The following is a 23661-nucleotide window of genomic DNA, read 5'->3' on the forward strand; positions in this document are numbered from 1 at the left end:
GGCGCAGCCGATTGATGGTGTGGAGCGGGGACGCATAATCCGAAGGACAGCAGCAAAAAACGTCAGGGTCGGGTGCGACGAAGGAGCGCCCGGGCCTTATCAGGCCGGAGCGAAGCGAGAGGACCATTGCCCTGGTTGGAGCGCCAGCGGAAACCAGGGAAGCACTACAGGTGAGACACCCGCGGCCGCTGGCCACGGATGGTTTTTCCCCTGGGCCGTAGCGACTGGGAACGTGCTCGCCATAGGGTGAGCTGCATGCGTGGCGTCGCCAATCTCCTAGTAAAGCTCGCCCTCATCGTCGGCCTGGTGTTGGTGGCCAGACTGGTCTTCAATCTGAGCACAGCGGGCGTGCTGGGTGGTGGCGCTGCGGGGCTGGGCTTAGCCGTTGCCCATTATGTGAGGACCCGCAGGGAAAAGCGCGTAGCCGGTTCGTGGTGCCGGCAACCGGCCACCGGAGAGTTAAAAGGTGGAAGCGGGAGCTGCACCACCAGCTCCCGCTTCCGTTTCTTGCGTTTCCCCGCAACGAGGAAATCTATAGGGCCCGGTTCTTCTCTTCCTCGAGAGTCCGTCGGCCTGGCCGGAGGGCCCCCGGTGCTACCGGTTCCCACTTCCTGCCGTTGTTGTGCTTGCGCTGCAGGCGCTTCACTTCGCGCATCACAGCCGCTTCGATCAAGTCTGTCACAGACCGGTATCCCTCGGCCTGGCCTGCGGCGAGGAACGCAGCTCGCACCTGGTCGGCGTCCGCTTGCGTGAAGTACGGGGTGAACGAGGCCGGCTTCCGTTTACTCATCCGCTCGACCCACCGCCGGGGGCGCCGTCGTCGCGGGCGAAATCCCGTCGGGCTTTTGTGTAGGCGGCGGTGATGTAGTCCTCAAGCTTGGTGCGCTCAATCCGCCACTGCCCGCGGCCGCCGACCTGAATCGCTGGCAGTTCCCCTGACAGAATGAGCCCGCGGACGGTCGGAGATCCAGTGTTTAGCTCATCTGCTACCTGCTGCGGGGTGAGAAAACGTTGGGGTCTGGGGTGCTTATTCATGGGCGACCACCGGGTGTTTCGTCATGTGGCTGGCTTTGACTTACCACCAGTCACCTCTGCGCTGGGGACGCTTGGCTTTTGGGTCGGGGTGGTTGTCGTGGCCGGGGTGGGTGGGGTTATTCGTTCGAGCAGCGCGTCATAGGCGCCCTGCAGGGTGGTGATGTGCGTTTGCGCGCTTGCCAGGTCCCGGCCCGCGTTGACAGCCTCCTGCCGGGTTTCCTGCACATCCGTCCGAGCCCGCTGCAATTCCTCATCCTGGCTTCTCAGTTGTTCCTCGAGCGCCGCCACCTGGGCGGTGAAATCAGCGACCAAGGCGTCTTTGTCGGTGGCAGCCTGATCAAGGTCAGCGACGAGCTCTATCATCTCCGTGTCCTTGTCCTTGCTTTCCTGCTTCCACGTCGCTTCCACGGCAGCGTGCCGTTCCGCGGCGATCCTCGACGCTTCAGCCCAGCACTCCCCCGCCAGACGAGAGGCCATCTCGAGCAGCGCCGGCGGCGCCGCCGCGATGGTTCGGTGCGCTGAGAGTTTCTCCTCGTTCCATTCCTTCAAATACCGCGTCGCGTCAGCGTTACTGACCCCGGCCTCAGCGCGCACCGTTGACACCGTAGGCCGGCGATCGGCCCCGATCCGCTCCGCCGCTGCGTACACCCGGTCCCGGGCGCTTAACCGACCCTGAGGGCCCTGCACCTCAACATTCACGCTTTCACTCATATTCAACCCCTTCTATGTGGCGTCAATCAGTTAAAGTAGTAGTAGTAGTAATCCTACTACTACTGAGGCTCGCACACTGCGTTCTGCCGCGTCCTTCCTGGCGCCTCCCTGATCGAGGGGGGTAGCTCCGCCACTAGGCGGGATACCCCTCACGAGGTGCCGGTCAGAACGGTGGCTCGCTGTCAGCGGGTCCGTTGCCCCATCCACCGGCGGTATTCACGCCTGCTGGGGTTCCCCAAGGATCATCGGCGGACTGCTGACCCTGGTTGTACTGATTGCCCTGCCGCCCTCCCCCATCCTGCCCGCCCGCGCTGCCGCTGCGTTGGGTGCGGCTGACCTTCGCGGAAGCGTAGCGCAGGCTCGGTCCGACCTCGTCGACCTCGAGTTCCATGACGGTACGCTTCTCGCCTTCCTTGGTGTCGTAGCTGCGGGACTTCAACCGGCCCTGGGCGATGACGCGGGTTCCCTTGGTCAGGGTCTCGGCGACGTTCTCGGCCGACTCGCGCCACACACTCGCGCGGAGGAACAGGGTTTCCCCGTCTTTCCAGTCGTTGGTCTGCCGGTCGAACGTACGCGGGGTGGAAGCGATGGTGAAGTTTGCGACCGCTGACCCGCTGGGGGTGAACCTGAGTTCGGGATCTGCGGTGAGGTTCCCAATGACGGTGATGACGGTTTCTCCGGCCATGATGCTCAACTGCCTTTCGTATGGGTGCTGGTGCTGTCGTTGATGAGTAAATGAGTAAATGAGTAAATGGGGTGGGCTATCGCAGCTCGGCTACTTGCCGTCGAGGGCGATGACCTGGCTGATCTTGGTGGGATTCAGGCCGGACCAGTGGTCCTCGCTGCCGTCCTTCTCGTACACAACGACGGGCGCCTGGCTGTAGCCGAGCTCCTCTGAGATGTAGGCCAGGGCCTGGTCGTTGGTGGTGATGTCCACGGCCACGAACGCGACGCCGGCGGCGTCGAACAGTTCCTTCGTCTTCTTGCATCCGAAGCATCCTGTGGGTTTCTCGAAAACAGTGACGGTCATAGCACTCAGTCCTTGGGTTACGTGGCGGGCATCGGTGGGAGTCGACTGCTGTGCTGCTACAACCAATTCTAGCGTTTATTCATCTGAATAAATAGGCTCTTGGCGCTTGTATTCAGTGCTTTTCCCGGCCCGTTATGGCTGTTTTGCGGCTGTCATGGTGGGTGGTGGGACGGGCGCCCTGCCCGTGTGAAGGGGCAGAGCACACGCGGTAACCAGTGCCCTGGTGTTAGAAGGGTGTGGTGTATTCGGCGGACAGCTCGGCGGCGGTCTCGGGTAGGTCCTTCGGCCCGTCGGACTGGCCCATCTTCCAGTACCAGAACACGTCCGTGGTGACCGCCTTGTTGTAGGCGTCCTGGCTGCGATACCAGCGAGTAAAAGTGTCGCCCTCGATGTAGGTCCCGTACCCGTAGAGGGGGCCTGTCTCGTCCTCATGGGTGGCGACGGCGAAGATGATGTAGGGCCAGGACCCGGCGTCCCATCCATCGGTGCCCCACGCGCCCATCTCGGACCATTCAGTGCCTTGCAGGGTGCCCATCCAGTCGTAGCCATCTCCCCACCTGTCATCGGCTGGAAGGGTGGGCGCGGTGACGGTCTCGCTGGTGTCCTTCGTGGTGTGCTGAGCGTTCATGGTTGGTGCTCCTTGGTTGTGGTGGTGGCGGCGGGACCCTGTAGTGACCAGCAGTAGGTCCCTTCCCCTCGTGTTTTTTGCCTGCTGGCGAGCTCGCTCGCTCGCTCCCGGGCGCAGCAGTGCTCAACGCCGTAGGTGCGAGGGTGCGCCCGTTCTGGGAGGAAATAAGCGACGAAGGAGCGCCGGACAGGATGGGTGTGCCCGATGCCGGCGGAGCCGGTTGACGCTGTGGAGCGGGGGCGCATAATCCGTAGGACAGCAGCACAAAACGCCAGGACCGGGTGCGACGAAGGAGCGCCCGGGCCCTTTCAGACCGGAGCGAAGCGAGAGGACCGCTCAGGGATTGAGAACGCTGGGCAGGCTCGGCAGATGACGGCCGTGCCAGCCAAAGGACCCACCCCGTTCGTGTTACGCGCTACGACGTACTACACGACCTCGAGGTGGCTCCGCCGCCGAGTGCGTGTCTTCCGCTAGGACGTCCTATGGGATGACAGCACCGGCTTCGCCGCCGCTGAGGACGCCGCGCAGGAAGCCCTGCTGGAGGCGGTCCGGGTATATCCGGGCGACCCGCCGCGCGACCCGAAGGGCTGGCTGGTCACGCCGAGTCGGCCCGGGCGGCAACGAACCTCGCCGAACGCGCACACCTGACGTGCCAGGCCGCCCGGCTGAACGCCGGCGCGGCCGAGGCTCAGCCGAGCCAGTCCGGGGGGCCGGCGAGGCCGACCCGGTAGCGCGCCGCGTCCTCGGAGGGGCTGAACGGCCCGAGTGCCAGCTGGAAGGTCCTCAACTGCCAGCGGGTGCGCTGCAAGCGGAGGCGGGCCGCGGGCGAGCGGTCGCCGCGGCCGGGCACCCCGGCGAGGGGGGCCACGGATGGGGAGAGCACCAGCGCCCCGGCGCTGGCGAGGCCGTTGTAGAAGACCCGCTCGGCCCGGTTCAGCCCGTCCGGGGCGGCGAGGAAAGTGAGGAGCTCGGCGGGGACGGGTTCGAGGTCGGGCTCCACCGCGCGCAGGGCCTCGGCGAGTTCCCGGCGGTTGACCGGGAGGTCCTCGGCCCCGAGGGCCCGGGCGCTGCGGGACCAGTCGGCGACGTAGGTGTCGGCCCAGTTGCGGCCGAACTGCGGGGCCAGGTCGTGGCCGACGGCCTCGTGGGCCCCGAGGAAGGCGTCGGTGAAGGCCAGGTGCACCCAGCGGAGCAGGGCGGGGTCGGAGGCGGAGTAGGCGCGGCCGTCGTCGGTGTTGCCGCGGACCCGCCCGTGCAGGCCGCGGACCCGCGCCGAATCCCGCTCGGCGAGCTCCGCGGAGCCGAAGGTGCTCACGGTGAGCCAGCGCGCGGTCCCGGCGAGGCGGGCCCAGGGGTCGCTGCGGTAGGAAGAGTGCCGCGCGACGCCGGCCATCGCCAGCGGGTGCGCGCCCTGCCCGAGGAGGGCCGCGACCCCGCCGACGAGGGTGGAGAGGTCGCCGTGGACCCGCCAGACGACGCCGTCGGGCTCGAACCAGCCTGGTCCCTCCCCGACCAGGGCGATGTCGCGCACCCAGTCCGGCGCCCCGGTGGGGTCGCCGGAGACCCGGGCGCGGAAGGCGCGGCGGACGCGGTGGGCCAGGTCGGCGGGGTGCGGTGTCGGGCTCACATGCTTAACTGTAGCCACCGCTACCCCCTGTTCGGGCAGCTGATCCGGTCGTCGGACCGGTCGCGGTGGTCAGGGTTTGCAGGCCGGGCTGTCACATGCCGGTGATCGCCCAGCCGATGCCGCTCGTGGTGATCAGGTCGCCCTCCCATAGTCAGAAGAGCGTTGGTGCTCCTGGGTCGATGCCGGTGAGCAGGGGGCGGATGATCGGCTCGTTCCATCCGTGCTCGAGGAGAGCTGCGCGCAGTGTGAGCGACTGGGCGCAGAACTGGGCGCGGCCGACGCCGCGCCACCGGAAGGTCGAGGCGTTGGCATGCCGGCCTTTCTGGGACCGGTCGACCATGTTCAGCGCTTGGGTCCCGGGCAGCAGGTGAGTTTCTGTCCCGGTACTGGCATGGACGCAGAGCGGCACGTCACAGACGTGCATCAGGGCGATGCCAGGGTGCAGGGTCTCTCCGGTGAGGTGTTCGTAGGCGTAGCGTTGCGGCCGCAGGGCGCGTTGCTCGCCGTCCCTTGTGACCCAGAACCGGCCGTAGCCGTCGTCGGCCACTGCGCCGGTCCAAATCCAGCAATCGTTGGACTTTAGGCCCTTGACCACTTTCTCCCAGAATCGATCCTCTACTGCCCTGCGCTGTCTCACTGCCCGCTCCCCCACCACGACGTCACCAGACCGCGGCGGGCCGTCGCTGAGAGATCGGTTTGCGCCCTTCCATACGCACAGTCCCGGCAATGACCAGGACAGCAGCGGCGGCGACCATCAGCTGACCCCACCACGGCGCGGCGGCCGCAACGACGACGACGTACAGGCCGGCGAACCAAAGCGCGATCGCCAGGGCGCCAGCGACCTGGTTGCGGACCCGCGGCGGAATGGGCAGCAACAGCAGCGGCAGCCGGAGGATGAAACGGACGAACCGGTAGCTATACCGGATACTCGAGGTGAGCAACCAGCGGATGAGCCTGATCATGATGCGCTCCTGATGACCGACGAGTTCTGTCGCTTGCGGTCAGCCCACATGGCCTTGAGCCGCATGTGCTTGCTGGTGCCTGTATAGGGTTGCTCTGCTCCAGCCGACGAGGTGCGCGGCTTCTGCTGCGGTCTTTCCCTTCTTGCGGGCGTCGACGACGACGTCGAGCTTCGCTGCGATGACCTTCGGGTCGGATCGTGGCCGACCGAAGCGGGTGCCGTTCTGTCTGGCCGCGACGAGGCCGGCGTTCACGCGTTCGACGATGAGTTCACGCTCGTACTCCGCCAGCGTCGCCAGCATGTTCAACATCAGCCGTCCCGTCGAGGTTTCCGGGTCGATGCCATCGGAGAGGGATCGCACTAGAATCCCTTGCTCGCGCAGCGAGTTGACTGTGTTCAGCACATCGATGAGGGACCGGCCCAGCCGGTCGACGCGCCACACCACCACGGTGTCGCCTTCATCGGCATACTCGAGGAGCTTCTTCATCCCGGGACGCTCAAGAGCTGTCCTGCTACCCGAGGTGACATCAGCGAAGACATCGCGCTTTTGTACGCCGGCAGCGACGAGCGCATCGAGTTGCAACTGCGCGTCCTGGGACGATGTACTCACGCGGGTATAGCCGAGATGCCTCATTTCAACAGTCTGCCTCACAAAGTCCTAGCGACGCGACTGCTAAGACACTTCATGATGAGGCAACTTTCCAAGACAGTCGAAGTCCCGAGACCTCGCCAAAGTTCTCGGGCCTCGATCAGGAGGAGGTGGTGTCTTGTAAATCTGTAGTTTTTCGAGACACTCCGAAGCGGGTTTCGGTTCGTTTCGGTGTTTCACATATGGGGCGTGCACCGGGCATTAAGTCGGGCGGTTCTTATGGGAATGGAGGCTTGTGTCGTGAGTAGGTCGAGTTAGCCGGCTCGAGGCAAGCTGTCGGTGTACCGGTGGCGGACCGGCTTGCGGGCCAAGCAGAACCGGAAGGCGATTGCTTCAACGAGATTGACCGCGACTAGGATCGCGCCATGAAGGAGAGCAGCACCGGTCATCGGCGCTCCTTATAAGGAGCGGAGCGAGCGAACTGCTGGAGGAACTCCGCGTACTAGCTTCAACGACTGGCTGAAGAATCTCTCAAAGATGCGGATCGTGTCCCGCTAGGATCGAATTATGAACTGGGGGTCTACGACGTGAAGCTACGCCGCTTCGCCGCATCCCCGGAAGTACTAGCGTGGGCCCGCACCTCAGCGCGACTTTCGGATGAAGAAGCCGCGCGGCGCATCGGAGTGTCGATCACTCGAATAACGGAGTGGGAGCGTGGTGAAATTGAACCCACCATCAATCAGCTACGAGTTGCGGCAGACGCCTACAACCGCCCACTCGCTGCCCTCTTCCTCTCCGCTCCACCAGAGGAAGATAACGTCTTCGAACTACCCGACTTCCGCCGCCCAGAGTCGGAAGGTGAAGAGTCATCACCACTTCGCAAAGCGATTCTGCGCGCTAAGCGCCAGCAGGAGGCGCTTTCAGATATCCACGAAGAACTCGGTGAAGACTTCCTGCCGCCGCTTCAGATTTTCCAGATTGACGCAAAGGATCCAGAAAAAGCGGGTCACCAGCTTCGGGAACACCTTGGCTTGGACAAGCTTCCGGCCCGTAGCCTGATCCAGCCCCTGGAGTTACTTCGAACACTCGTGAGAAGGGTAGAAGAGCGCGGGTACCTGGTAATTCAGGTACAACGTGTGCCCGTCACCGAGATGCGCGGCTTCTCTATTTCAGGAGACCCTGCGCCCGTCATCGCCCTGAACGGAGCTGATTGGCCGCGAGGGAAGATCTACACCTTCCTCCACGAGCTGGCACATATCAGCTTGCGCCATAGCGGGCTGTGCGACCTCAGTCGCCAATCCTCGGCCCCCGAGGAACGATACTGCGACCGAGTGGCTGCCGCCGCTCTCATGCCAGGACAAGCATTCGCCGCCTTATCCCGGACCCTCAGTATCAACCCGACCTCCTACACGGATCTCCGAACGGTTTCGGACAAATTCGGCGCCAGTGCCGAAGCAGGGCTAATCAGGATGATTCACCTCGGACTGGCTACCTGGGACGACTATGCCGAAATGCGCGGCGAATTCCGCCTAGCGTACGAACGTCATAAGCAAGACGAGAAGGATGCTCGAGGCGGACGGGATACCCCCATCTATTACCAGCTCAAAGTACGTGACCTCGGTCGACCCTTCATCGCCTCCATGGTCCGCGCTCATCACGAAGGTGCCCTGAGCTCCAGGGACACCGCCCGACTGCTCGACGTCTCGTACGACAAGATCCCGAAGCTTGTTGAACGAATTACTTCCGCGGAGGTTCCTGCGTGACCCCTCTGACCTACTCGCTCGATACCAGCGCCTTGATCGACGGGATCGAGCGGTTCTACCCGCGGCGTCACTTCCCAAAGCTCTGGGATCATGTGGACGCTCTCATCTCCAACGGTCGCCTGCTCATCTCTGAAGAGGCTTGGGCGGAAGCAATCTCCACCGACGCGCCCTTGAAGGAATGGTGTGAAGAAATCGGCATGGGGCGAGCATCAAGTATGTACGCGACGACAACTGAGGTCGCGTCAGTCGCCGGCCAGATCGTCGCTCAATATCCCCAGTGGCTCAAGCAGGGAGGTAAGAACGGCGCCGACCCATTCGTCATCGCCGTAGCTGAAGTGAAATCGGGCATGGTCATTTCCGGCGAGACCAATGGCGGGCCAGCCAAACCGAAGATTCCTTATGTTTGTGAACAGAGACAGATCAATCACGGGAAGCTGATCGACCTGATCCGCACGGAAGATTGGGTCGTTGGATGACACAGATGAGCGGCCCCCTCAGGTCATTCCCTCGCTCATAGCTTGGGCAGTGTTGCCAGAGCAGGCGGCTTTGGCCGAAACGACGCCTGATTCACATGACTTCGAACATCTCTGCGTCCGCAGTGCCTTGCACTACAGACGCCCCTCGGCGGCTCCCACTGCGGCCGACTACGGAATCTGACAAGCCCTGTCGGTCCTCGCGGTCGTCGCGCAACTCCTTGGGGTTGCCTGCACGGGCGGTGGACCATCGCAACCGTGCACGCCCGACCGTCTCGAACCGTGCCCGATGAGAGGCCACTCCCCCACGAACTACTGCCGGGCAGGCGTTGCGTGACGTCTAGACCCTCGAACGTCTCTGTTGCAGAAGCCGTGAACGGACCCTAGAACCACGTAATTCCAGCGCTGATGCGCTGTTGCATTGGGGTGTACTCGGCGCAACGCTGTGATACCCGCCGGCAGGACCTGTCGGACTCCCGCGATTCGGCATGAGCACCGGCACCCGGCCGCCGTACCTGCTTCCATAACCGAACAACCTCGATAGTTGGAAGCCCCGGCAACACCATCTATTGACACGATCTGATTGCGTGGGTGATAGTTAGTTATTCCGGCACGGCCAACTATTAAAGGAGAACGAAGATGCTGCACATCACGGTCACCGCAAAAAAGTCTGTCGATCCCGAACTGGATGGTCTTGGCCGCCCCTTCGTGGGATATGAAGCCGGCATGACGCCCGATGAGATGTACGAGGCGAATCACGGCGAGTGGGCTCTCGGAGCTAGAGCCAAGAATGAGCGATACGCTCTTTTTTCCTTCGGCAGAACGGTCATCCAGGCGGTCGAGATCGAATCGCGCGAACTGACTAATGAGCGCCAGCCCGATGACACGAGAGACCACCGCTACACCATCCACGGCAAGATCCTGTCCGAAGGACACCCGGTCTTCGACAAGTACGTCGGAGAACCGACCCCCGTCAGCGTTGCCAGGAACCCTGTCCGGTACTTTAACGACGAAGAACTCGATGGCGGGTCCGGAGCACTCTGCCGGTGTGGCTGTGAGGGATGGACAACACGAGGCGAATTCATCCCCGGCCACGACCAGCGGGCCATTCACGAACGGATTGCACGTATCGGCACTGTTGCTGAGTTCCTGGACTGGATGGATGTCGTCAGGCCCGCGTCGCTTAGAGCCTGATCACCCGGCTTCCACCTGGGCAAACTATCCGGGCGGAAGCACGCCGTGCATGCAGGTCAGGATCATGAGCGCAGCCCAGAGCTCAATCACGTCTAGTGGCATACCACCGCCTTCCGCGCTCCCTTTCACCAAAACCCTGAGATACCGACGTCTAATGCTCGAGCATGGTCGGTTGCGTGGCTCAGACACGAGCGTCAGTACTTCGGTGTAGGTTTCGAGCAGAACCCTGCAGGCTTGGATCAGCAGGAGCACGCCACACGATGAGGGGAAGTGTTGCATGACCGAGAACCACGATGAAACGACGAGGATCGTCGAGGCACTTCGAGAGTTGAACCCTCAACCTCGGAAGGATCGATGGGGCCACCTATCCTTATGCATCCTCTCCGCCACGTTTTCTATCTCCGTGAGCTATGACAAAGTAGTCGCTCCTCTCGTCCGTCGCTACGCTACCCACGCGGGCCTGTCCTCTGTTCTTCTTACTGGCGATGCGCTCAAACCGCCTGTCAGTCCCCGGTCGGACGAGCAAACACTGAGCCAGTTCCTCGCCTCGATCGAGGACTTGGACGACGAAGCTTTTGCGGAGGTACTCGACAGTCGGCACCGCACCTCAACCAAGAGCGGCATCTTGAAGTCGGCAGCAGTCAGGCAGATAGCGCAGATCCTTGTCGAAAAACACGGCATTGAGACCCTGGCTGACTTCGCCGAACTCTCGGCGGACCCCGAGCGGACCGCTGCTGTCGAGGAGGACCTAGAGGCAGTGAAGGGAGCCGGCCAAGACGGAATCCGAACTGGATACATCTGGATGACGGCTGGGGACGACGACCGGGTGAAGCCCGACCGACATGTCTTGAGATGGCTCAGCACCTGCCTAGGGCGACGAGTGACCGTCGCTGAAGCACGCGTGCTGCTCAAGGACGCCGCCAAAGTACTAAACGTCACGCCGTGGTCAGCGGATCACGCTATCTGGGAGTACCAGGCAAGGCCTCCTAAATAGTCCCTCAGAGTGCCGACATACATCCGCATTACCAAGTGCATGCTTGGCCAGAGGAACGCGCAGATCCGCATTGGCGCGGCCTAGAGGTCTCGCAGCTCCTGCCACCTGTCGCCGTCCCACAACCAGCCCAGTCGGGACCGCTCGTGCACGACCCACAAGTGTGAAATGGCGGGATCCAGCTGCGGCTCCGTCGTGGGGAGACCCCATCCCCCGTCCGCCCAAGTAGTTGCCTCACGGCTGAGTGGGCGGACGATGTTGTACGAAGTGTCGTCGTTTAGCCACACAAACAAGTGGCACTGCTCGGCGCCGGATTCACGCAGCTTCGTCGGATTGTCGCTCTTCTCATTAAGCACCTTCATCAGTCGGCCCAGTGACTCATCACTGCCGCTCACCGAGCCGCCACTTCCGGGGCTAACCCACATACGGTGAACGTGATCCGGATCCGCCGGGCCGTCCGGATGCGGGCCGTGAGTTGCTCTCTCGACGCCAGCCCTCAGTAGCGGCAGGTAGACATGCGAAAGGTCACCCTTCTCGATAACCTGCACCATCGCATGCTGATCGTCGAAGTACGTCTCGCCCGCGAACTCCAGTGCCGCGATCGCCGGCTGCACTCGCTGAACGAAGGTTTTCATCCGCGCCTGGGTGTCCGAGGCGAACACCAGCCAGCAGCCCTGCAATCTCGTCGGAGAACCCTTTGCCTCAGACCTCGCAAGCGCGGCACGAGCGCCCTGCTTCTCGCCGTCGGTGACAGCCGTAACTTCGAGGGCGACGGTGCCATCGATGGAAATGTAATCGACTCCGCCGATGGTGTCCGCATGCTCGAGCTGAATTCCCATCACCCGCTCAACGATCTGCTTCGCGATGGCCTCGTTCGGACGCTCCTGGTTCATCGGCCTCTTCCGCTCGCAAATGCTGTTCGTGTGTACCTGAAGTAATTGTGCCCGGACTTCTCCCTCGCCATGAGTATTAGGTGCCCGCTGAGGGATCGACTCACGGGCGCCGTAGCGGGAAAGTAAAATGCACACCTAAAACTTTCTACTTGCGAAAGTGATAAGCAAGTGCCATGCTTTCCGGTATGGACAACCTCGACGCAGACCTCCGCTCCACTGACCGCGCGGCTGCCGCCCCTTTCACCCAGACGCCGCGTATCTCTGCCTGGTACCCGTTCGCCATGGCCACCTACTTCACAGTCGTCGCCGTAACCTTCCCGCTCATGCGAGACGGCAAGATCATTCTGGGCATTGGCTTGCTCCTCGTGGCCGTCACCGCCGTTCTGATTCTGACGCTGACCATCCGGGCTCGGTGGGGCACCTGGCCACGACTGTCTGTAGCCCCTCCCGAGATCAAGCGCGCGTTTACGCTCTTCACAATTCTGGCTATGGCCGCCCTGATCGTTTCCGGAGCCATCTGGTTATCATTCGGCGATATCGCAGGGCTGATCGCGGTCTTCCTCACGGCACTAGCCATCGTTTGGGCGTACGAGTTCCGGCTGTATCCCGTCGCCGCCCAGCAGGTACGGCAGCGCCTGGCATGACTTCCCCCCTCGAGGGACTCGATCCGGCACTGAACCAGCCCAAACGCCTCGCCGCCATCGCCATGATCGCGGCGAGCACCTCATGCGACTTCGCGTTCCTACGCGACCAACTCCAACTCAACGACTCCGACCTGTCCAGACATATGACCGCACTCAACCACGCCGGACACGTAACGGTGCGCAAGACCGGCCGCGGCCGCGGCAGCACCACCACCTACTCCATCACCCCCGCCGGCCGTGCCGCCTATGGGCGACACCGCGACACACTGACAGCCTTCCTCGCCGCCCATGACCCCAGCACGCCGTCCCCATAAGCCGATCCCTCAGCGGTTCCGCAGCCGAGTCGACCGGTCGGGGACGAGACCGGGCAATGACCGGATGCCGTGCAATTTTCGTTTGGGGATGCGGCCAGAACGACCAGTTGGGGCATCACTCTCTTGGAAGGCTGCATAGCGCTCGGCGTGACCGTCGATTACGTTCGAACTCATGAGTGATCCGAAACCAGTCAGCTGCCCACAATGTGGTGCAGAACTTCAAGTATTGAAGCGAAATTCCACGACGTCTCATGGCTACCCGCAGCCGGTTCGAGTCGATTGGGACTTTCGCTGCGGTGCCAATTTGGCACACGATTCGATCCACTGGATCGAGTATCCGTAAAGGGTTCCCAACGTCGGCGTTGGGTCGGCTCCTAGAATCGTCAGATGGTAGCTACCCACCTCCCGCTCGATGTGGTGCCTGATGAAGACGATCCGCTATGTGCAACGGTGTGGGTCACCGTTGAGGTTGGCGAGGACCGCATCCCTTTCGTGCTGGATTCAGGTGCTCGACGAAGCCAGGTGCGCGCTGACCTCGCGAGCAACTGGCCCGTCCTCAGCGAGGACAAGTCCTACACAGTGTTCTCGGAACGCCGAAGCCTCTACGTCACAGCGCCCCCCTTGCGCTTAGGTGAGCTGCTGATCGAGGATCTGGAGGTAAGTCGAGCCCTGGATGATGCCGTAGGCGCTCACAATCTCCTGGGACTCGACGTACTACGCCATCACAGCTGCATCCTCAATCTGGCAGAGAAGACACTGACCCTCGACGGCCCGACGGACACCACAGGAGCAACGATGCCTCTGTACCTGGACGACGTCGGCCACGCCTACCTTGATGTAGTCGTGGAATCCGAGACAGCATCCGCGGTATGGGACACCGGCGCCGGAATCACCGTGGTCGACACCTCGCTCATCGCCCAACACCCACAGATGTTCTACCAAGTAGATCCGACAAGCGGGACAGACGGCGCCGGCCAGACACAGCAGACACCGACCTATATCATGGGTCCGGTCACCACCGCTGGCGTCTCCTTCGAAGCCCAGAAGGTCGCGGCCGTCGACCTCAGTGCAGCGAACGCCACGCTAGACCGACCGATGGACCTCATTCTGGGCTACCCCGCACTAAATCAAGCCACCTGGTACATGGACTTCCCTCGACGCCAATGGACGCTCTCGCTGCTACTTCGCTGAGTAGCTGACGCCTCTCCAGGAATTCGATCCCTCTGAGTGTCCCGCTCGAGGATCCACTACCAAACGCAGGAAGCTGGCATCTTCAGTTGAGACTCACAGGTGAAGGAGCCGTTGTCATGCAGATCAACGAACCAGTTATTAAAGAAGCCGGTGCGCTCATGCGTACTGTGGCCGGGTCCCTCTTTCGAGCTGTCGATCCCGCTTACCGTGATGCCGCTCTTACGGGATCACGGTCCGCCGGCCGGTATTCACCGCCGGACGTGCCGACTCTGTACCTCAGCTCGTCGCAGGCTGGTGTTGCCGCTGCAATGATCGCTCACACACACGACCACACTCCCAAACTCGAAGTGCTGGAGTTCGATGTCGAGGCGGATCGGATCGTGGATCTTCGCGATCATCAAGCACTCAGGTCAGTTGGGGTTGATCCGGCAGACGCTGCAGCCCTGTCTGTCAGCATTGGGTGAGACACCGCGTCCTTTCCCACTGACTCCTTAAGGGCGAGATTTGGAAACCGATTCCCTGTGACCACCGCACTTGCTTCGCCCACCGCCAACACCGACGGTGGATCCATGGCTGATCCCGAAAAACCTAGTGCAGATCGCCCCCTCCGCCGCTCCTTCACCCCAGGGGAAAAACTCTCGATCCTGGAAACCTACGAGTCCCTCGACGGCCCCGGAGCCAAGGGCGCCTTCCTCCGCCGCGAAGGCTTGTTCTCCTCCCAAATCACCACCTGGCGCCGGGCACGCAACGCCGGCGCCCTCACCGGCCTCGCCACCGCCGCCAGGCCCGTGAAGAAGAACAGCCCCGAGGCCCAGCTTGAGGCCATGAAGACCCGCGCCGAACGGGCTGAAGCGAAGCTCGCACGGACCGAGGAGGCGTTGAGCGTGATGGGAAAATTACACGCTCTCTTGGAGGACATCTCCACGAGAGCGGACAACGACAAGCCGTGAGCGCCGCAGTAGACGAGGCCTTCACCGGGCTCACCGGGCTGCTTCCCGTACGGATCATCTACACCCTCACGGGACGCGCCCGGGCCACGCACTACCGTTCCCGGGCCCCGAAGGTCCACGGACCCAAACCCCGGCGCCCGGTCCCTGCCAACAAGCTCACCAGCGGGGAGGTGGCGCAGGTGCTGGAGGTGTTGAACAGCGAGGAGTTCGCCGACAAGGCCCCGGCCCAGATCGGCGCGATCATGCTGGACCAAGGCGCCTACCTGTGCTCGGAATCAAGCATGTACCGCATTCTTCGCGGCCGCGGCCAGGTGCGTGAACGCCGACGCCAGGCCACCCACCCGGCGAAGAAGAAACCCGAACTCGTGGCGGTGAAACCTAACGACGTCTGGTCCTGGGACATCACTAAACTCCCCAGCCCCATCCGGGGCGTGTACTACGACCTGATGGTCATCATTGACCTGTTCTCTCGCTACGTCGTCCACTGGCACATCACCACCCGCGAGTCCGGGCTGGGCTCCAGGGAGTTCATCGCTGACGCGGTCATGATCCACGGCACCCCGGGCGTGATCCACGCCGATCGGGGGACGTCCATGACGTCCAAACCGGTCGCCGAGCTGATGATCGACCTGGGCATCGACCGCAGCCATTCAAGGCCGCGCGTGTCCAATGACAACCCCTATTCCGAAGCTGCGTTCAAAACTACGAAGTACCACCACAGCTACCCCGGGCGGTTTGGCTCCCGCCAGGACGCCACCGTCTGGGCCAACGAATTCTTCCTTTACTACAATTTCGAACACCGCCATTCCGGGATCGGGCTCCACACCCCCGCCACTGTCTTCGACGGCACTTACACTGCGATCCAGGCCCTCCGGGCCGCGGTACTCCAGGACGCCTACGCGGCTACCCCGCACCGGTTCGGCCAACCGCCGGTGCCGCCGGCAGGCCCCTCAGCTGCGTGGATCAACCAGCCACAGCAAAGAGAGGTCCCCTCACACGCCTAACCACTTGGCTGTGTCTCAAACGCCTTGACAGATTCCGCAGCGGATTGGCAGGACGTGGTTGCTGCGGGTGGTTCACCTTCATCATGGAGAGTGCGTGAAACGCTAGAGCGTTTAGGTGCACACGGGCTTATTGATCCGTCTCGAAAGCAGCCCCAGCTCTGGCATCTGACGCTCTTTAAATGGAACACCAACGGCGCTCCTACGGTCCGAGAGGTACGCGACCGGTAGAGGATCCTTGGGCGGGACGCTTACTCAGCGGTGGACGAGTTCAGTGATCGAGGGCTGCAAGGAGTTTTGCGAGAGTGTTCTGCTGCTCTGAGCTGAGGGCTTGAATGAATTCATGTTCTACAGCCACATGAACCGGAAGAACACTGTCGACGATGGTGCGGCCTGCGTCGGTGAGGTGAACCAGCTTCCCGCGGCCGTCGCGCTGATTCGAGGTTCGTTCGATTAGCCCCTCGGCCTCGAGCTTGTTCAGGCGTTGAGCGATCGCACTCGAGGTCACCATCGAGGTCTCGACCAGGTCCTTCGGACTCAGAGCGTAGGGAGCCCCGGAGCGGCGAAGAGTCGCCAGTACGTCGAAGGTCGCCGCATCGATTCCCTGAGCCGCGAAGTTCTCACCCAAGCGCACCTCGATCCTTCGCGCCACGCGGGAGAGTCGGCCGATCACGGCCATCGGGCTCACATCCACGTCAGGCCGTTCACGCGCCCACTGCTCCAGCACAGTCGCAACATGATCCTCATCAGTCGTGTTGGTCATGCCACCACCCTAGCTAAAAGCTAAGCGCTAAGATATTATTGCGTAGTGCTTAGCAAACAGTGGATGGTCCTGCTCCTCACAGCCGTCGCTCCCTGCGTGTGGGGAACGACGTACCTCGTCACTTCCGAGCTCCTTCCACCTGACCGGCCGCTCCTGGCCGCAGCCCTACGGTCCCTCCCGGCAGGTGTGTTGCTGGTCATCCTGGTCCGCCGGCTACCTACGGGGTGCTGGTGGTGGCGAGCCGGTATTCTCGGGGTGCTGAACATCGGGGTGTTCTTCGCGCTCCTCTTCATCGCCGCATACCGGTTGCCCGGTGGCGTCGCAGCCACCATCGGGGCTGTGCAACCGCTCCTGGTCGCTGTCCTTGCCTCGGGCTGGATCGGAGAGAAACTGACACCAGTGAAACTCACTGCAGGGGTTACCGGCCTGATCGGGGTGGCCATGCTCGTCCTTCAAGCCCAAGCCCGGCTCGATCTCGTTGGGGTCATCGCCGCTCTTAGCGGTGCGGTCGCCATGGCAAGCGGTGTCGTACTGACCAAGAAATGGGGTAGACCCGACACCCTGCTGGCCACCACGTCCTGGCAACTCGTTGCCGGCGGACTCTTCCTCGCCCCCATCGCTTTCCTCGTCGAGGGTCCACCGCCGCAGGCCCTGACCCTGCCGAACATCGCAGGATATCTTTACCTCGGTGTCATCGGCACCGCCGTGGCTTACACCCTCTGGTTCCGCGGGGTACACCTGCTACCAGCATCAACAACGGCGATACTAGGTCTCCTCAGCCCACTGGTGGCAACACTCGCGGGGTGGGCAGTCTTTAATCAGACCCTGACCTCCGGTCAACTCATCGGGGCGATCATCATCCTGAGCACCCTCGTTCTAAGTACGATTCGACCACCACAGAGCACGACGCCCGGCCCATATCCTGCCGCCCACCAAACTAACCCGAAAGCAAAAAACGCACGGTGAACGATCCCCTTGCGGCTGACTGTGACAGGTTTGAGTGGCCCCGTGTGACGGGGTGGATTCTAACGATCGCCACAATGGGGCCATCTACGGTTGACACAGTCATGCGGCAATCCCTGTTGCGCTGGGCGTACTCGGCGCAACACCTTCATCGCAAAGTGCACACCCAACGCATTAAGGATGGCGTGTGGAAGAACTTCGTCTCGGCTCCGCCACGCGGGTAAGGTTCAAGTGAAGTTCGTGCCACGCGATCAGCGATAGGACACGGGCTTCACTCATGTAACAGTAAGGATGGGGATGTCACGGCTTACCGACCTTCTGCGCGCTGCCAAGCAGCTTGATCCGCAGCTCGGCAAGGACCTGGAAGACGAGATTCAACCGTTGCAGCAGCGCCTACCATTTGGTCTTAACTTCGAACGACATGCACCTGAGGCAGTCGAGCTCGCAGGCCATAAGGTACGTCGGGGGAGCAAGGTCCGCGTTCTTCCCCTTAGGGGATCCGCGACATCTGGTGACAAGCGCCTGTGGCGAGTGGATGCTATCCGTGGTGACACCGTCGATATTTCGCTTCTAGACACTGCCGAGATTGAAACCCGCACAGTACAGGGCGATGACCTCATTCTTGTGGCTGAGTTCCGAGACTGGATTTATCCTGGGCTTCGCCCGGATGGGACTGTCGAGCGTGGAGGCAGTAAGTCCTTTCACACTGTTATTAACGGTGAGAACTTTCATGTTCTTGAACAGCTCACCTTTACCCACGCAAAATCCATTGACGCAATCTATATTGATCCACCTTACAACACAGGCGCTCGAGACTGGAAGTACAATAACGACTACGTTGAGGGTGACGATCTATACCGGCATTCGAAGTGGCTGGCCTTCATGGAGCGCCGACTCGAACTAGCAAAACTTTTACTAAACCCAAACGACTCAATTCTTATTGTGACAATCGACGAAAAGGAATACTTACGATTAGGGCTGCTTCTAGAGCAAGTATTTCCAGATGCTTCAATACAAATGATTAGTGATGTCATCAACCCGAGCGGTTCATCGCGACAACAGATGTTTTCACGTTCTGACGAGTACGCATACTTTGTATTTTTAGGAAATTCTTCGATAGCCGAATCCTCCGACGACATGCTTAACACTTCAAGAGAGTTGGGTTCTAGGGAAGTACGATGGGACTCTCTTATGAGGCGCGGCGATAATGGCCGTCGTTCACGACGGCCAAACCTCTACTACCCGCTCTACTTCAGCATCGACGACGGTTCATTTAGCGGCTACGGACCAGCCTTAGCAGAGAATGAAGTAGGAGCCCCACCGCGCGAAGGTCAACTCGCAGTACTTCCCGTCCGCGACGACGGAGCTGAAATGACGTGGGGAACGTCAGGCGAAATTTTTACGAACCGCCTTCGAGCGGGCTATGTTCGTCACTATTTCAACAGTAGTAGTCGAATGGTTATCAGAGTTCTTCAAAGCGGGACTATCCAAGAGATTGAATCTGGATTAATCGATCGTGTAGGTATGGACGCATTAGGGTTTGATAAGTTCGTGTACAAGCATGCAAAGCAAGTACGCCCCATGACCACTTGGCACCGTGGATCTCACTCCGCATCCGACTACGGAACCCCTATATTATCAGCATTAATTCCGCGTAGGCGTTTTCCGTTTCCGAAATCTCTCTATGGGGTTGAAGATGTATTGCGATTTGCGGTTGGCAACAAACCCGACGCCGTGGTTCTCGACTTTTTTGCGGGGTCTGGTACAACGGCCCATGCAGTGATGCGCCTAAACAAGCAAGACGGAGGATCGCGCCAAGTAGTTCTCGTTACAAATAACGAAGTTTCTTCCGATGAACAACGCAAGTTACGTGCTAAAAATCTTCGACCCGGTGATCCCGAGTGGGAGCAGCACGGGATCTGCGAAGCAATTACAAAACCTCGAATCCGAGCTGCCATTACTGGCCGTACGCCTGAGGACGAACCAATTAAGGGCGACTACAAGTTTGTGGACGAGTTCCCGATGTCAGATGGATTTGTAGAGAACGCGGCGTTCTTTACGCTGACGTATGAGTCTCCGTGGCGTGTTAGCACGGACCGAGCGTTCGCGGCAATTGCGCCGATGCTGTGGTTGCGTGCTGGCGCTAAGGGACAGCAGATCGACAACCTATTGGAGGGATGGGCTGTCGCTGAGGCGTATGGCATCATCAAGAACCTTGACCTCGCCGCGGACTTCATCGCCGCCGTCCAAGCACAGAGCGACATCCGGATTGCATACATCGTTACGGATGACGAGGGGCGCTATCAGCAGATCGCGAACGAGATCCCTGGTATTGAGACTGTCCGTTTGTACGAGGAGTACCTCTTAAACTGTGAGAGCAACGGTAATTTCTGATGCGCTTCACCCTCAAGGACTATCAAGCAGACGCTGTCGGCGACACCCTGGCGGAGCTGGCTGACGCACGCGAGTTCTACCACGGACCACGTAATCGGGTCTCCTCGGTTGCTCTCACAGCCACTACCGGTGCCGGTAAGACAGTCATGGCCGCAGGAGTCATCGAAGCCCTGTTCTGGGGCAGCGATGACTTCGATACCGTTATTGATCCAGGGGCGATCGTCCTGTGGTTTAGCGATGATCCGTCCTTGAACCAGCAGACACGGCACCGGCTGGAACAGGCCTCCGACCGGCTCCGCAATCGTCTGATCACGGTCGAGCACCCTTTCCGTTATCGCAAGCTCCAGCCTGGGCACGTCTACTTCCTTAACACCTCGAAACTGTCCCGTAACAGCCTTCTCGTACGCGGGCATGACAGTGATGGCATCCTGCCGGGTATCGAAATGAACCCCGACCTGGTGCCGTTCACGTTTTGGGACACTCTTCGGAACACGATCAACGATGAGAGCACTACGTTGTACATGGTGCTCGATGAGGCGCACCGGGGCATGGGTCGGCGAGCCTCCTCGGACACTCCAACGATCGTGAAGCGTCTGATCAATGGGCACGGGTCTGTGCCACCGATGCCTATCGTGTGGGGTATCTCGGCGACAGTAAAGCGCTTCGAGGACGCCATGAGTGCCGCCCAAGTCCAGGAGAACCGCGTCCATCTGCGAACTGTCACCGTGGATCCTGTGCGCATCCAGGAATCAGGGCTGCTCAAGGACGACATCGTTCTGGACTTCCCCGCGGAAACAGGGGACTTCAATACGGTCCTCCTGCGCCGGGGTGTTCGTAAAGTCAAAGACCTTTCAGCAGCCTGGGCTGAGTACGCCAAGGACCAGAAGGAGCCAGAGGCCATTCAGCCCCTTCTGGTCCTTCAAGTACCGAATAAGCCCTCCCCTGCCGAGGTGGCATCAGCACTCGATGTCATCCGGAACGAGTGGCCCGAGATTAGTTCTGATGCTTTCGCGCATGTCTTCGGTGAGCACACTGCTCAGACCTTCGGCACACATAGCGTCCCGTACATTTCCCCTGAGCGGGTCCAGGATGCCACCTATATCCGTGTTTTGCTCGCCAAGGATGCCATCAGCACCGGGTGGGACTGCCCGCGGGCAGAGGTCATGGTCTCATTCCGTCCCGCTGAGGACGAAACGCACATCACCCAGCTTCTGGGCCGGATGATTCGCTCGCCGCTTGCACGCCGCGTCGAGGGCGATGATCTGCTCAACAGCGTCGAGTGCATCCTGCCCCGATTCAACAAAACCACCGCCAGCCGGGTACTCGAGCAGATCATGGGAAGCGAGCTTCTCGAGTCCGGCACGGGCACAGGTCAGCGGGTCCTGATCAATCCGCAGCTCATGACGTCGAACAGTAGGGTGCCCGACGCGGTGTGGGAGTGCTTCACTAACCTCCCGGCCGAGACACTGCCGCGCAAGCACGCGAATCCGATCAAGCGGATCACCGCGCTGGCTCATGCGCTGGCAACAGACGGGATCGTGCCCGAGGCAGGCTGTATCGCCCACGCGCGTCTCCACGGGGTCCTAAACGGGCTCACAGCGCAGTACCCGACGGAGCTTCGCAAAGCTGAGGCCGATGTGCTGACCGTCGCCGGCGGCACAGTGCGCGGACACGCCCGCTACGGTCTACGTGCTGACGAAACGTGGACGGAGATAGCCGATGACCGTGCCATCCAGGAGGCATATCGGCACGGGTCACGCACGGTCACCCCGGACATCGCCCGCACGTACATCGATCATCTGACGACTGAGGCGGAGGATGAGGACGAGCTTCGAGACGCGCACGTTCGTGTGGCGAGTCTTGCGATGCTTCCGCAGACACGGCCGGCCCTTGATGCTGAAGCCAATACCCTCTCCGGCGAATGGTTGGGTCAACATCGGGTCGCCATCAAACAACTCTCGGAGTCCCGTCAGAGCCTCTACGCCGAGATTACGGCCATGAGCACAGATCCTCAGCTGATCTCCATGGCGATGCCGAAGAACAGGCAAGAGGAGACACGCCGCTCGGTCGGCGATGCCACTCAGCTCCTCGAGCAGCGCCCGCTGCACCTTCTGTCGGACCAGGACGGCATGTTCCCGGTCGGCAAGCTCAACCCGGACGAGGTCAAGGTCCTCGATACAGAGATTAGTCGTGGTGACATGCTCGGCTGGTACCGTAACCCAACCGGTGGCCGTGACTCGATGAGCATCGCTTACCAGGACGCACACGGGACTTGGCGCACACTCCGCCCCGACTTCCTCTTCTTCATCGACAGCCCTGCTGGCGTACAAGCAAACATCGTCGACCCCCACGGGTCGTGGCTACCCGATGCATTGCCCAAGCTGCGAGGCCTAGCCCGGTTCGCGGAGGTCTACGGTGACAGCTTCCACCGCATCGAGGCCATCTCGCGCATCGACGGTGAGCTACGGGTATTGGACCTTACCGTGCCGGCGCAACGTGCAAGCATCCTGGAAGCACTCGATGCCGACCACGCCTACCGTGAGAGCTCCGTCGTGTACTAACCACTGTGGACATGCTCCACGTTCACAGCTTGTCGACCCAGGTGTCTTCCTCACGGCTGTCCCACGACGAACCAGTCGCGGGCCGGGACGCACCAGTGCGTTACCGCAGATGGGTTAGAACTCGCCGTGCTTCAACTGCTGACAACTCGCGCAGATTCTCTACCGGGTGCATCGTCGCCGACTCGATGAGTTGTCGCCGGTCAGTCACCGAGTGGGTATTCAAACGTTCGACTGGGTCTGCCCAGAGTTTGGTTGACACCTAACCTGTGAGGACTCGTTCTCGCTGGAAGGAGGTCAATCATGGCAAAGGCATACCCTTACCAGTTCTATGTCTTGGAATGTGCCTCTCGGGGTCGAACTCCTCAAACCCGTCCGGGATGACGCCGGTAATGTCCTCCGGCATAGCTGTCCCAGGTTCCCCGACGTAGAACCTGGCTGCTTGCTCGAAGTGGGTCTCGGTCACAACGACTTCTTCCGCAAATACCCCGTCTGCCAACTCAAGCAAGCCTGCGTCTTTAAGATCCCTGATGAAGCGAAGCGTCAGACGGTTACAAATGAGCCCGTTAGCGACAAGCATCGTTGCTGCTCTATACCGCTCGGTGATGCCGTAGTCCGCTCCGGCGGCCCGGCGCTTCTTGTCTGCGTGCACAACGTCGCCATAGAACCAGGACATGCCTAAATCTGAGTCCACAACGGTTGACGCATCCTCGTCACCGACTCGTCGCATCTGTAAGAAGTAGCCCCGTACTTTACCTGGCGCCGGTGCAACCCTCTCCTGCCAAAGCCACTTTATCTCCGCTAGGACGTCTTTCGCTTGTTGGTCCCGGCTATCTTTTAAGAAGTATCCAATGGCATTAGTTGCCTTGCCCCAGTACACCGGATCCTCTTGAAGGATCAAAGGTCGAAGCCGAGCTGCAGCTGACTCCAGCACTTCCTCTGCCGGAAGGTCCTGCACAAGAAACTGTTCGCCAGTCTGCGGCATCAA

At 61.1% G+C, this 23661-nt stretch carries 26 protein-coding genes; 13 read left to right on the forward strand and 13 right to left on the reverse strand.

Annotated elements, in window-relative coordinates; translation table 11 throughout:
* Positions 1–532: 532 nt before the first annotated feature.
* The 10 genes from IWX75_RS15095 to IWX75_RS15140 form a co-directional block, all read right to left on the reverse strand.
* Positions 533–790 carry a ParB family protein gene (locus IWX75_RS15095; RefSeq protein ID WP_196823081.1) on the reverse strand — a complete coding sequence of 86 codons (258 nt, stop codon included), beginning with the start codon at positions 788–790 and terminating at the stop codon, positions 533–535.
* Entirely contained in the window at positions 787–1035 is a 249-nt protein-coding gene (locus IWX75_RS15100) for a helix-turn-helix domain-containing protein (protein ID WP_196823082.1), read from the reverse strand. Before IWX75_RS15100 ends, IWX75_RS15095 begins: the two co-directional genes overlap by 4 nt.
* 21 nt (positions 1036–1056) lie before the next feature.
* On the reverse strand, positions 1057–1746 hold the full coding sequence (locus tag IWX75_RS15105) for a DNA-binding protein (RefSeq protein WP_196823083.1): 690 nt from the start codon (positions 1744–1746) through the stop codon (positions 1057–1059).
* A 163-nt stretch (positions 1747–1909) separates the two neighbouring features.
* Entirely contained in the window at positions 1910–2431 is a 522-nt protein-coding gene (locus tag IWX75_RS15110) for a single-stranded DNA-binding protein (protein WP_196823084.1), read from the reverse strand.
* Positions 2432–2521: 90 nt separating this feature from the next.
* Positions 2522–2776 (reverse strand): glutaredoxin family protein, encoded by a 255-nt coding sequence (locus tag IWX75_RS15115; RefSeq protein ID WP_196823085.1) that lies wholly within the window; start codon positions 2774–2776, stop codon positions 2522–2524.
* 226 nt (positions 2777–3002) lie between these two features.
* Complete coding sequence (locus IWX75_RS15120) at positions 3003–3404, reverse strand: hypothetical protein (RefSeq protein WP_196823086.1); 402 nt, start codon at positions 3402–3404, stop codon at positions 3003–3005.
* A 688-nt stretch (positions 3405–4092) separates the two neighbouring features.
* Positions 4093–5049, reverse strand: coding sequence for an oxygenase MpaB family protein (locus IWX75_RS15125; RefSeq protein ID WP_334684386.1), 957 nt, complete (start codon positions 5047–5049; stop codon positions 4093–4095).
* Between the two features lie 133 nt (positions 5050–5182).
* Positions 5183–5668 (reverse strand): hypothetical protein, encoded by a 486-nt coding sequence (locus IWX75_RS15130; RefSeq protein WP_196823087.1) that lies wholly within the window; start codon positions 5666–5668, stop codon positions 5183–5185.
* A gap of 22 nt (positions 5669–5690) precedes the next feature.
* Entirely contained in the window at positions 5691–5993 is a 303-nt protein-coding gene (locus tag IWX75_RS15135; protein ID WP_196823088.1) for a hypothetical protein, read from the reverse strand.
* 39 nt (positions 5994–6032) lie between these two features.
* Positions 6033–6626 carry a recombinase family protein gene (locus IWX75_RS15140; protein WP_196823089.1) on the reverse strand — a complete coding sequence of 198 codons (594 nt, stop codon included), beginning with the start codon at positions 6624–6626 and terminating at the stop codon, positions 6033–6035.
* A gap of 542 nt (positions 6627–7168) precedes the next feature.
* On the opposite strand from IWX75_RS15140, the gene IWX75_RS15145 reads away from it, so the two are divergent.
* The 4 genes from IWX75_RS15145 (at position 7169) to IWX75_RS15160 (ending at position 11005) form a co-directional block, all read left to right on the forward strand.
* Positions 7169–8344 (forward strand): helix-turn-helix domain-containing protein, encoded by a 1176-nt coding sequence (locus IWX75_RS15145; RefSeq protein ID WP_196823090.1) that lies wholly within the window; start codon positions 7169–7171, stop codon positions 8342–8344.
* Complete coding sequence (locus tag IWX75_RS15150; protein WP_196823091.1) at positions 8341–8820, forward strand: DUF4411 family protein; 480 nt, start codon at positions 8341–8343, stop codon at positions 8818–8820. Before IWX75_RS15145 ends, IWX75_RS15150 begins: the two co-directional genes overlap by 4 nt.
* A gap of 636 nt (positions 8821–9456) precedes the next feature.
* Positions 9457–10011 carry a hypothetical protein gene (locus tag IWX75_RS15155; protein ID WP_196823092.1) on the forward strand — a complete coding sequence of 185 codons (555 nt, stop codon included), beginning with the start codon at positions 9457–9459 and terminating at the stop codon, positions 10009–10011.
* Positions 10012–10288: 277 nt separating this feature from the next.
* A complete protein-coding gene (locus IWX75_RS15160; RefSeq protein ID WP_196823093.1) occupies positions 10289–11005 on the forward strand; it encodes a hypothetical protein in 717 nt (238 codons plus the stop codon).
* A gap of 80 nt (positions 11006–11085) precedes the next feature.
* Here the strand turns inward: IWX75_RS15160 and IWX75_RS15165 are convergent, their stop codons facing one another.
* Positions 11086–11895, reverse strand: coding sequence for a hypothetical protein (locus tag IWX75_RS15165; protein ID WP_196823094.1), 810 nt, complete (start codon positions 11893–11895; stop codon positions 11086–11088).
* Between the two features lie 173 nt (positions 11896–12068).
* On the opposite strand from IWX75_RS15165, the gene IWX75_RS15170 reads away from it, so the two are divergent.
* The 6 genes from IWX75_RS15170 (at position 12069) to IWX75_RS15195 (ending at position 15998) form a co-directional block, all read left to right on the forward strand.
* Positions 12069–12539, forward strand: coding sequence for a hypothetical protein (locus IWX75_RS15170; protein ID WP_196823095.1), 471 nt, complete (start codon positions 12069–12071; stop codon positions 12537–12539).
* Complete coding sequence (locus tag IWX75_RS15175) at positions 12536–12853, forward strand: transcriptional regulator (protein ID WP_196823096.1); 318 nt, start codon at positions 12536–12538, stop codon at positions 12851–12853. Before IWX75_RS15170 ends, IWX75_RS15175 begins: the two co-directional genes overlap by 4 nt.
* A 387-nt stretch (positions 12854–13240) precedes the next feature.
* On the forward strand, positions 13241–14044 hold the full coding sequence (locus IWX75_RS15180) for a retropepsin-like aspartic protease (RefSeq protein ID WP_196823097.1): 804 nt from the start codon (positions 13241–13243) through the stop codon (positions 14042–14044).
* 116 nt (positions 14045–14160) lie between these two features.
* The gene (locus IWX75_RS15185; protein ID WP_196823098.1) at positions 14161–14508 is read left to right on the forward strand and encodes an RES family NAD+ phosphorylase; all 348 of its coding nucleotides are present in this window, start codon (positions 14161–14163) and stop codon (positions 14506–14508) included.
* Positions 14509–14613: 105 nt separating this feature from the next.
* Complete coding sequence (locus IWX75_RS15190) at positions 14614–14994, forward strand: hypothetical protein (protein WP_334684387.1); 381 nt, start codon at positions 14614–14616, stop codon at positions 14992–14994.
* Positions 14991–15998 (forward strand): DDE-type integrase/transposase/recombinase, encoded by a 1008-nt coding sequence (locus tag IWX75_RS15195; RefSeq protein ID WP_196823100.1) that lies wholly within the window; start codon positions 14991–14993, stop codon positions 15996–15998. Before IWX75_RS15190 ends, IWX75_RS15195 begins: the two co-directional genes overlap by 4 nt.
* Before the next feature lie 268 nt (positions 15999–16266).
* On the opposite strand, the gene IWX75_RS15200 is transcribed toward IWX75_RS15195, so the two are convergent.
* Positions 16267–16758 (reverse strand): MarR family winged helix-turn-helix transcriptional regulator, encoded by a 492-nt coding sequence (locus tag IWX75_RS15200; RefSeq protein ID WP_196823101.1) that lies wholly within the window; start codon positions 16756–16758, stop codon positions 16267–16269.
* Between the two features lie 45 nt (positions 16759–16803).
* Between IWX75_RS15200 and IWX75_RS15205 the strand changes: the two genes are divergently transcribed.
* The 3 genes from IWX75_RS15205 (at position 16804) to IWX75_RS15215 (ending at position 22676) form a co-directional block, all read left to right on the forward strand.
* Positions 16804–17724, forward strand: coding sequence for an EamA family transporter (locus tag IWX75_RS15205; RefSeq protein ID WP_334684388.1), 921 nt, complete (start codon positions 16804–16806; stop codon positions 17722–17724).
* A 294-nt stretch (positions 17725–18018) separates the two neighbouring features.
* Positions 18019–20115 (forward strand): DNA methyltransferase, encoded by a 2097-nt coding sequence (locus IWX75_RS15210; RefSeq protein ID WP_196823102.1) that lies wholly within the window; start codon positions 18019–18021, stop codon positions 20113–20115.
* Positions 20115–22676 carry a DEAD/DEAH box helicase gene (locus IWX75_RS15215; RefSeq protein ID WP_196823103.1) on the forward strand — a complete coding sequence of 854 codons (2562 nt, stop codon included), beginning with the start codon at positions 20115–20117 and terminating at the stop codon, positions 22674–22676. Before IWX75_RS15210 ends, IWX75_RS15215 begins: the two co-directional genes overlap by 1 nt.
* Positions 22677–22974: 298 nt before the next feature.
* On the opposite strand, the gene IWX75_RS15220 is transcribed toward IWX75_RS15215, so the two are convergent.
* A complete protein-coding gene (locus IWX75_RS15220; protein ID WP_196823104.1) occupies positions 22975–23658 on the reverse strand; it encodes a hypothetical protein in 684 nt (227 codons plus the stop codon).
* Positions 23659–23661 lie beyond the last annotated feature (3 nt).

Source organism: Arthrobacter sp. CAN_A6 (assembly GCF_015751715.1).
Lineage (GTDB): Bacteria > Actinomycetota > Actinomycetes > Actinomycetales > Micrococcaceae > Arthrobacter_D.

What these genes read in the sequence shown, in the direction of transcription:
- IWX75_RS15135 (WP_196823088.1), bottom strand. Translation starts at nt 5,993, where the DNA reads ATGATCAGGCTCATCCGCTGGTTGCTCACCTCGAGTATCCGGTATAGC.
- IWX75_RS15120 (WP_196823086.1), bottom strand. Translation starts at nt 3,404, where the DNA reads ATGAACGCTCAGCACACCACGAAGGACACCAGCGAGACCGTCACCGCG.
- IWX75_RS15165 (WP_196823094.1), bottom strand. Translation starts at nt 11,895, where the DNA reads ATGAACCAGGAGCGTCCGAACGAGGCCATCGCGAAGCAGATCGTTGAG.
- IWX75_RS15160 (WP_196823093.1), top strand. Translation starts at nt 10,289, where the DNA reads ATGACCGAGAACCACGATGAAACGACGAGGATCGTCGAGGCACTTCGA.
- IWX75_RS15155 (WP_196823092.1), top strand. Translation starts at nt 9,457, where the DNA reads ATGCTGCACATCACGGTCACCGCAAAAAAGTCTGTCGATCCCGAACTG.
- IWX75_RS15190 (WP_334684387.1), top strand. Translation starts at nt 14,614, where the DNA reads ATGGCTGATCCCGAAAAACCTAGTGCAGATCGCCCCCTCCGCCGCTCC.
- IWX75_RS15200 (WP_196823101.1), bottom strand. Translation starts at nt 16,758, where the DNA reads ATGACCAACACGACTGATGAGGATCATGTTGCGACTGTGCTGGAGCAG.
- IWX75_RS15100 (WP_196823082.1), bottom strand. Translation starts at nt 1,035, where the DNA reads ATGAATAAGCACCCCAGACCCCAACGTTTTCTCACCCCGCAGCAGGTA.
- IWX75_RS15110 (WP_196823084.1), bottom strand. Translation starts at nt 2,431, where the DNA reads ATGGCCGGAGAAACCGTCATCACCGTCATTGGGAACCTCACCGCAGAT.
- IWX75_RS15105 (WP_196823083.1), bottom strand. Translation starts at nt 1,746, where the DNA reads ATGAGTGAAAGCGTGAATGTTGAGGTGCAGGGCCCTCAGGGTCGGTTA.
- IWX75_RS15215 (WP_196823103.1), top strand. Translation starts at nt 20,115, where the DNA reads ATGCGCTTCACCCTCAAGGACTATCAAGCAGACGCTGTCGGCGACACC.
- IWX75_RS15095 (WP_196823081.1), bottom strand. Translation starts at nt 790, where the DNA reads ATGAGTAAACGGAAGCCGGCCTCGTTCACCCCGTACTTCACGCAAGCG.
- IWX75_RS15170 (WP_196823095.1), top strand. Translation starts at nt 12,069, where the DNA reads ATGCTTTCCGGTATGGACAACCTCGACGCAGACCTCCGCTCCACTGAC.
- IWX75_RS15180 (WP_196823097.1), top strand. Translation starts at nt 13,241, where the DNA reads ATGGTAGCTACCCACCTCCCGCTCGATGTGGTGCCTGATGAAGACGAT.
- IWX75_RS15140 (WP_196823089.1), bottom strand. Translation starts at nt 6,626, where the DNA reads ATGAGGCATCTCGGCTATACCCGCGTGAGTACATCGTCCCAGGACGCG.
- IWX75_RS15210 (WP_196823102.1), top strand. Translation starts at nt 18,019, where the DNA reads ATGTCACGGCTTACCGACCTTCTGCGCGCTGCCAAGCAGCTTGATCCG.
- IWX75_RS15115 (WP_196823085.1), bottom strand. Translation starts at nt 2,776, where the DNA reads ATGACCGTCACTGTTTTCGAGAAACCCACAGGATGCTTCGGATGCAAG.
- IWX75_RS15185 (WP_196823098.1), top strand. Translation starts at nt 14,161, where the DNA reads ATGCAGATCAACGAACCAGTTATTAAAGAAGCCGGTGCGCTCATGCGT.
- IWX75_RS15220 (WP_196823104.1), bottom strand. Translation starts at nt 23,658, where the DNA reads ATGCCGCAGACTGGCGAACAGTTTCTTGTGCAGGACCTTCCGGCAGAG.
- IWX75_RS15175 (WP_196823096.1), top strand. Translation starts at nt 12,536, where the DNA reads ATGACTTCCCCCCTCGAGGGACTCGATCCGGCACTGAACCAGCCCAAA.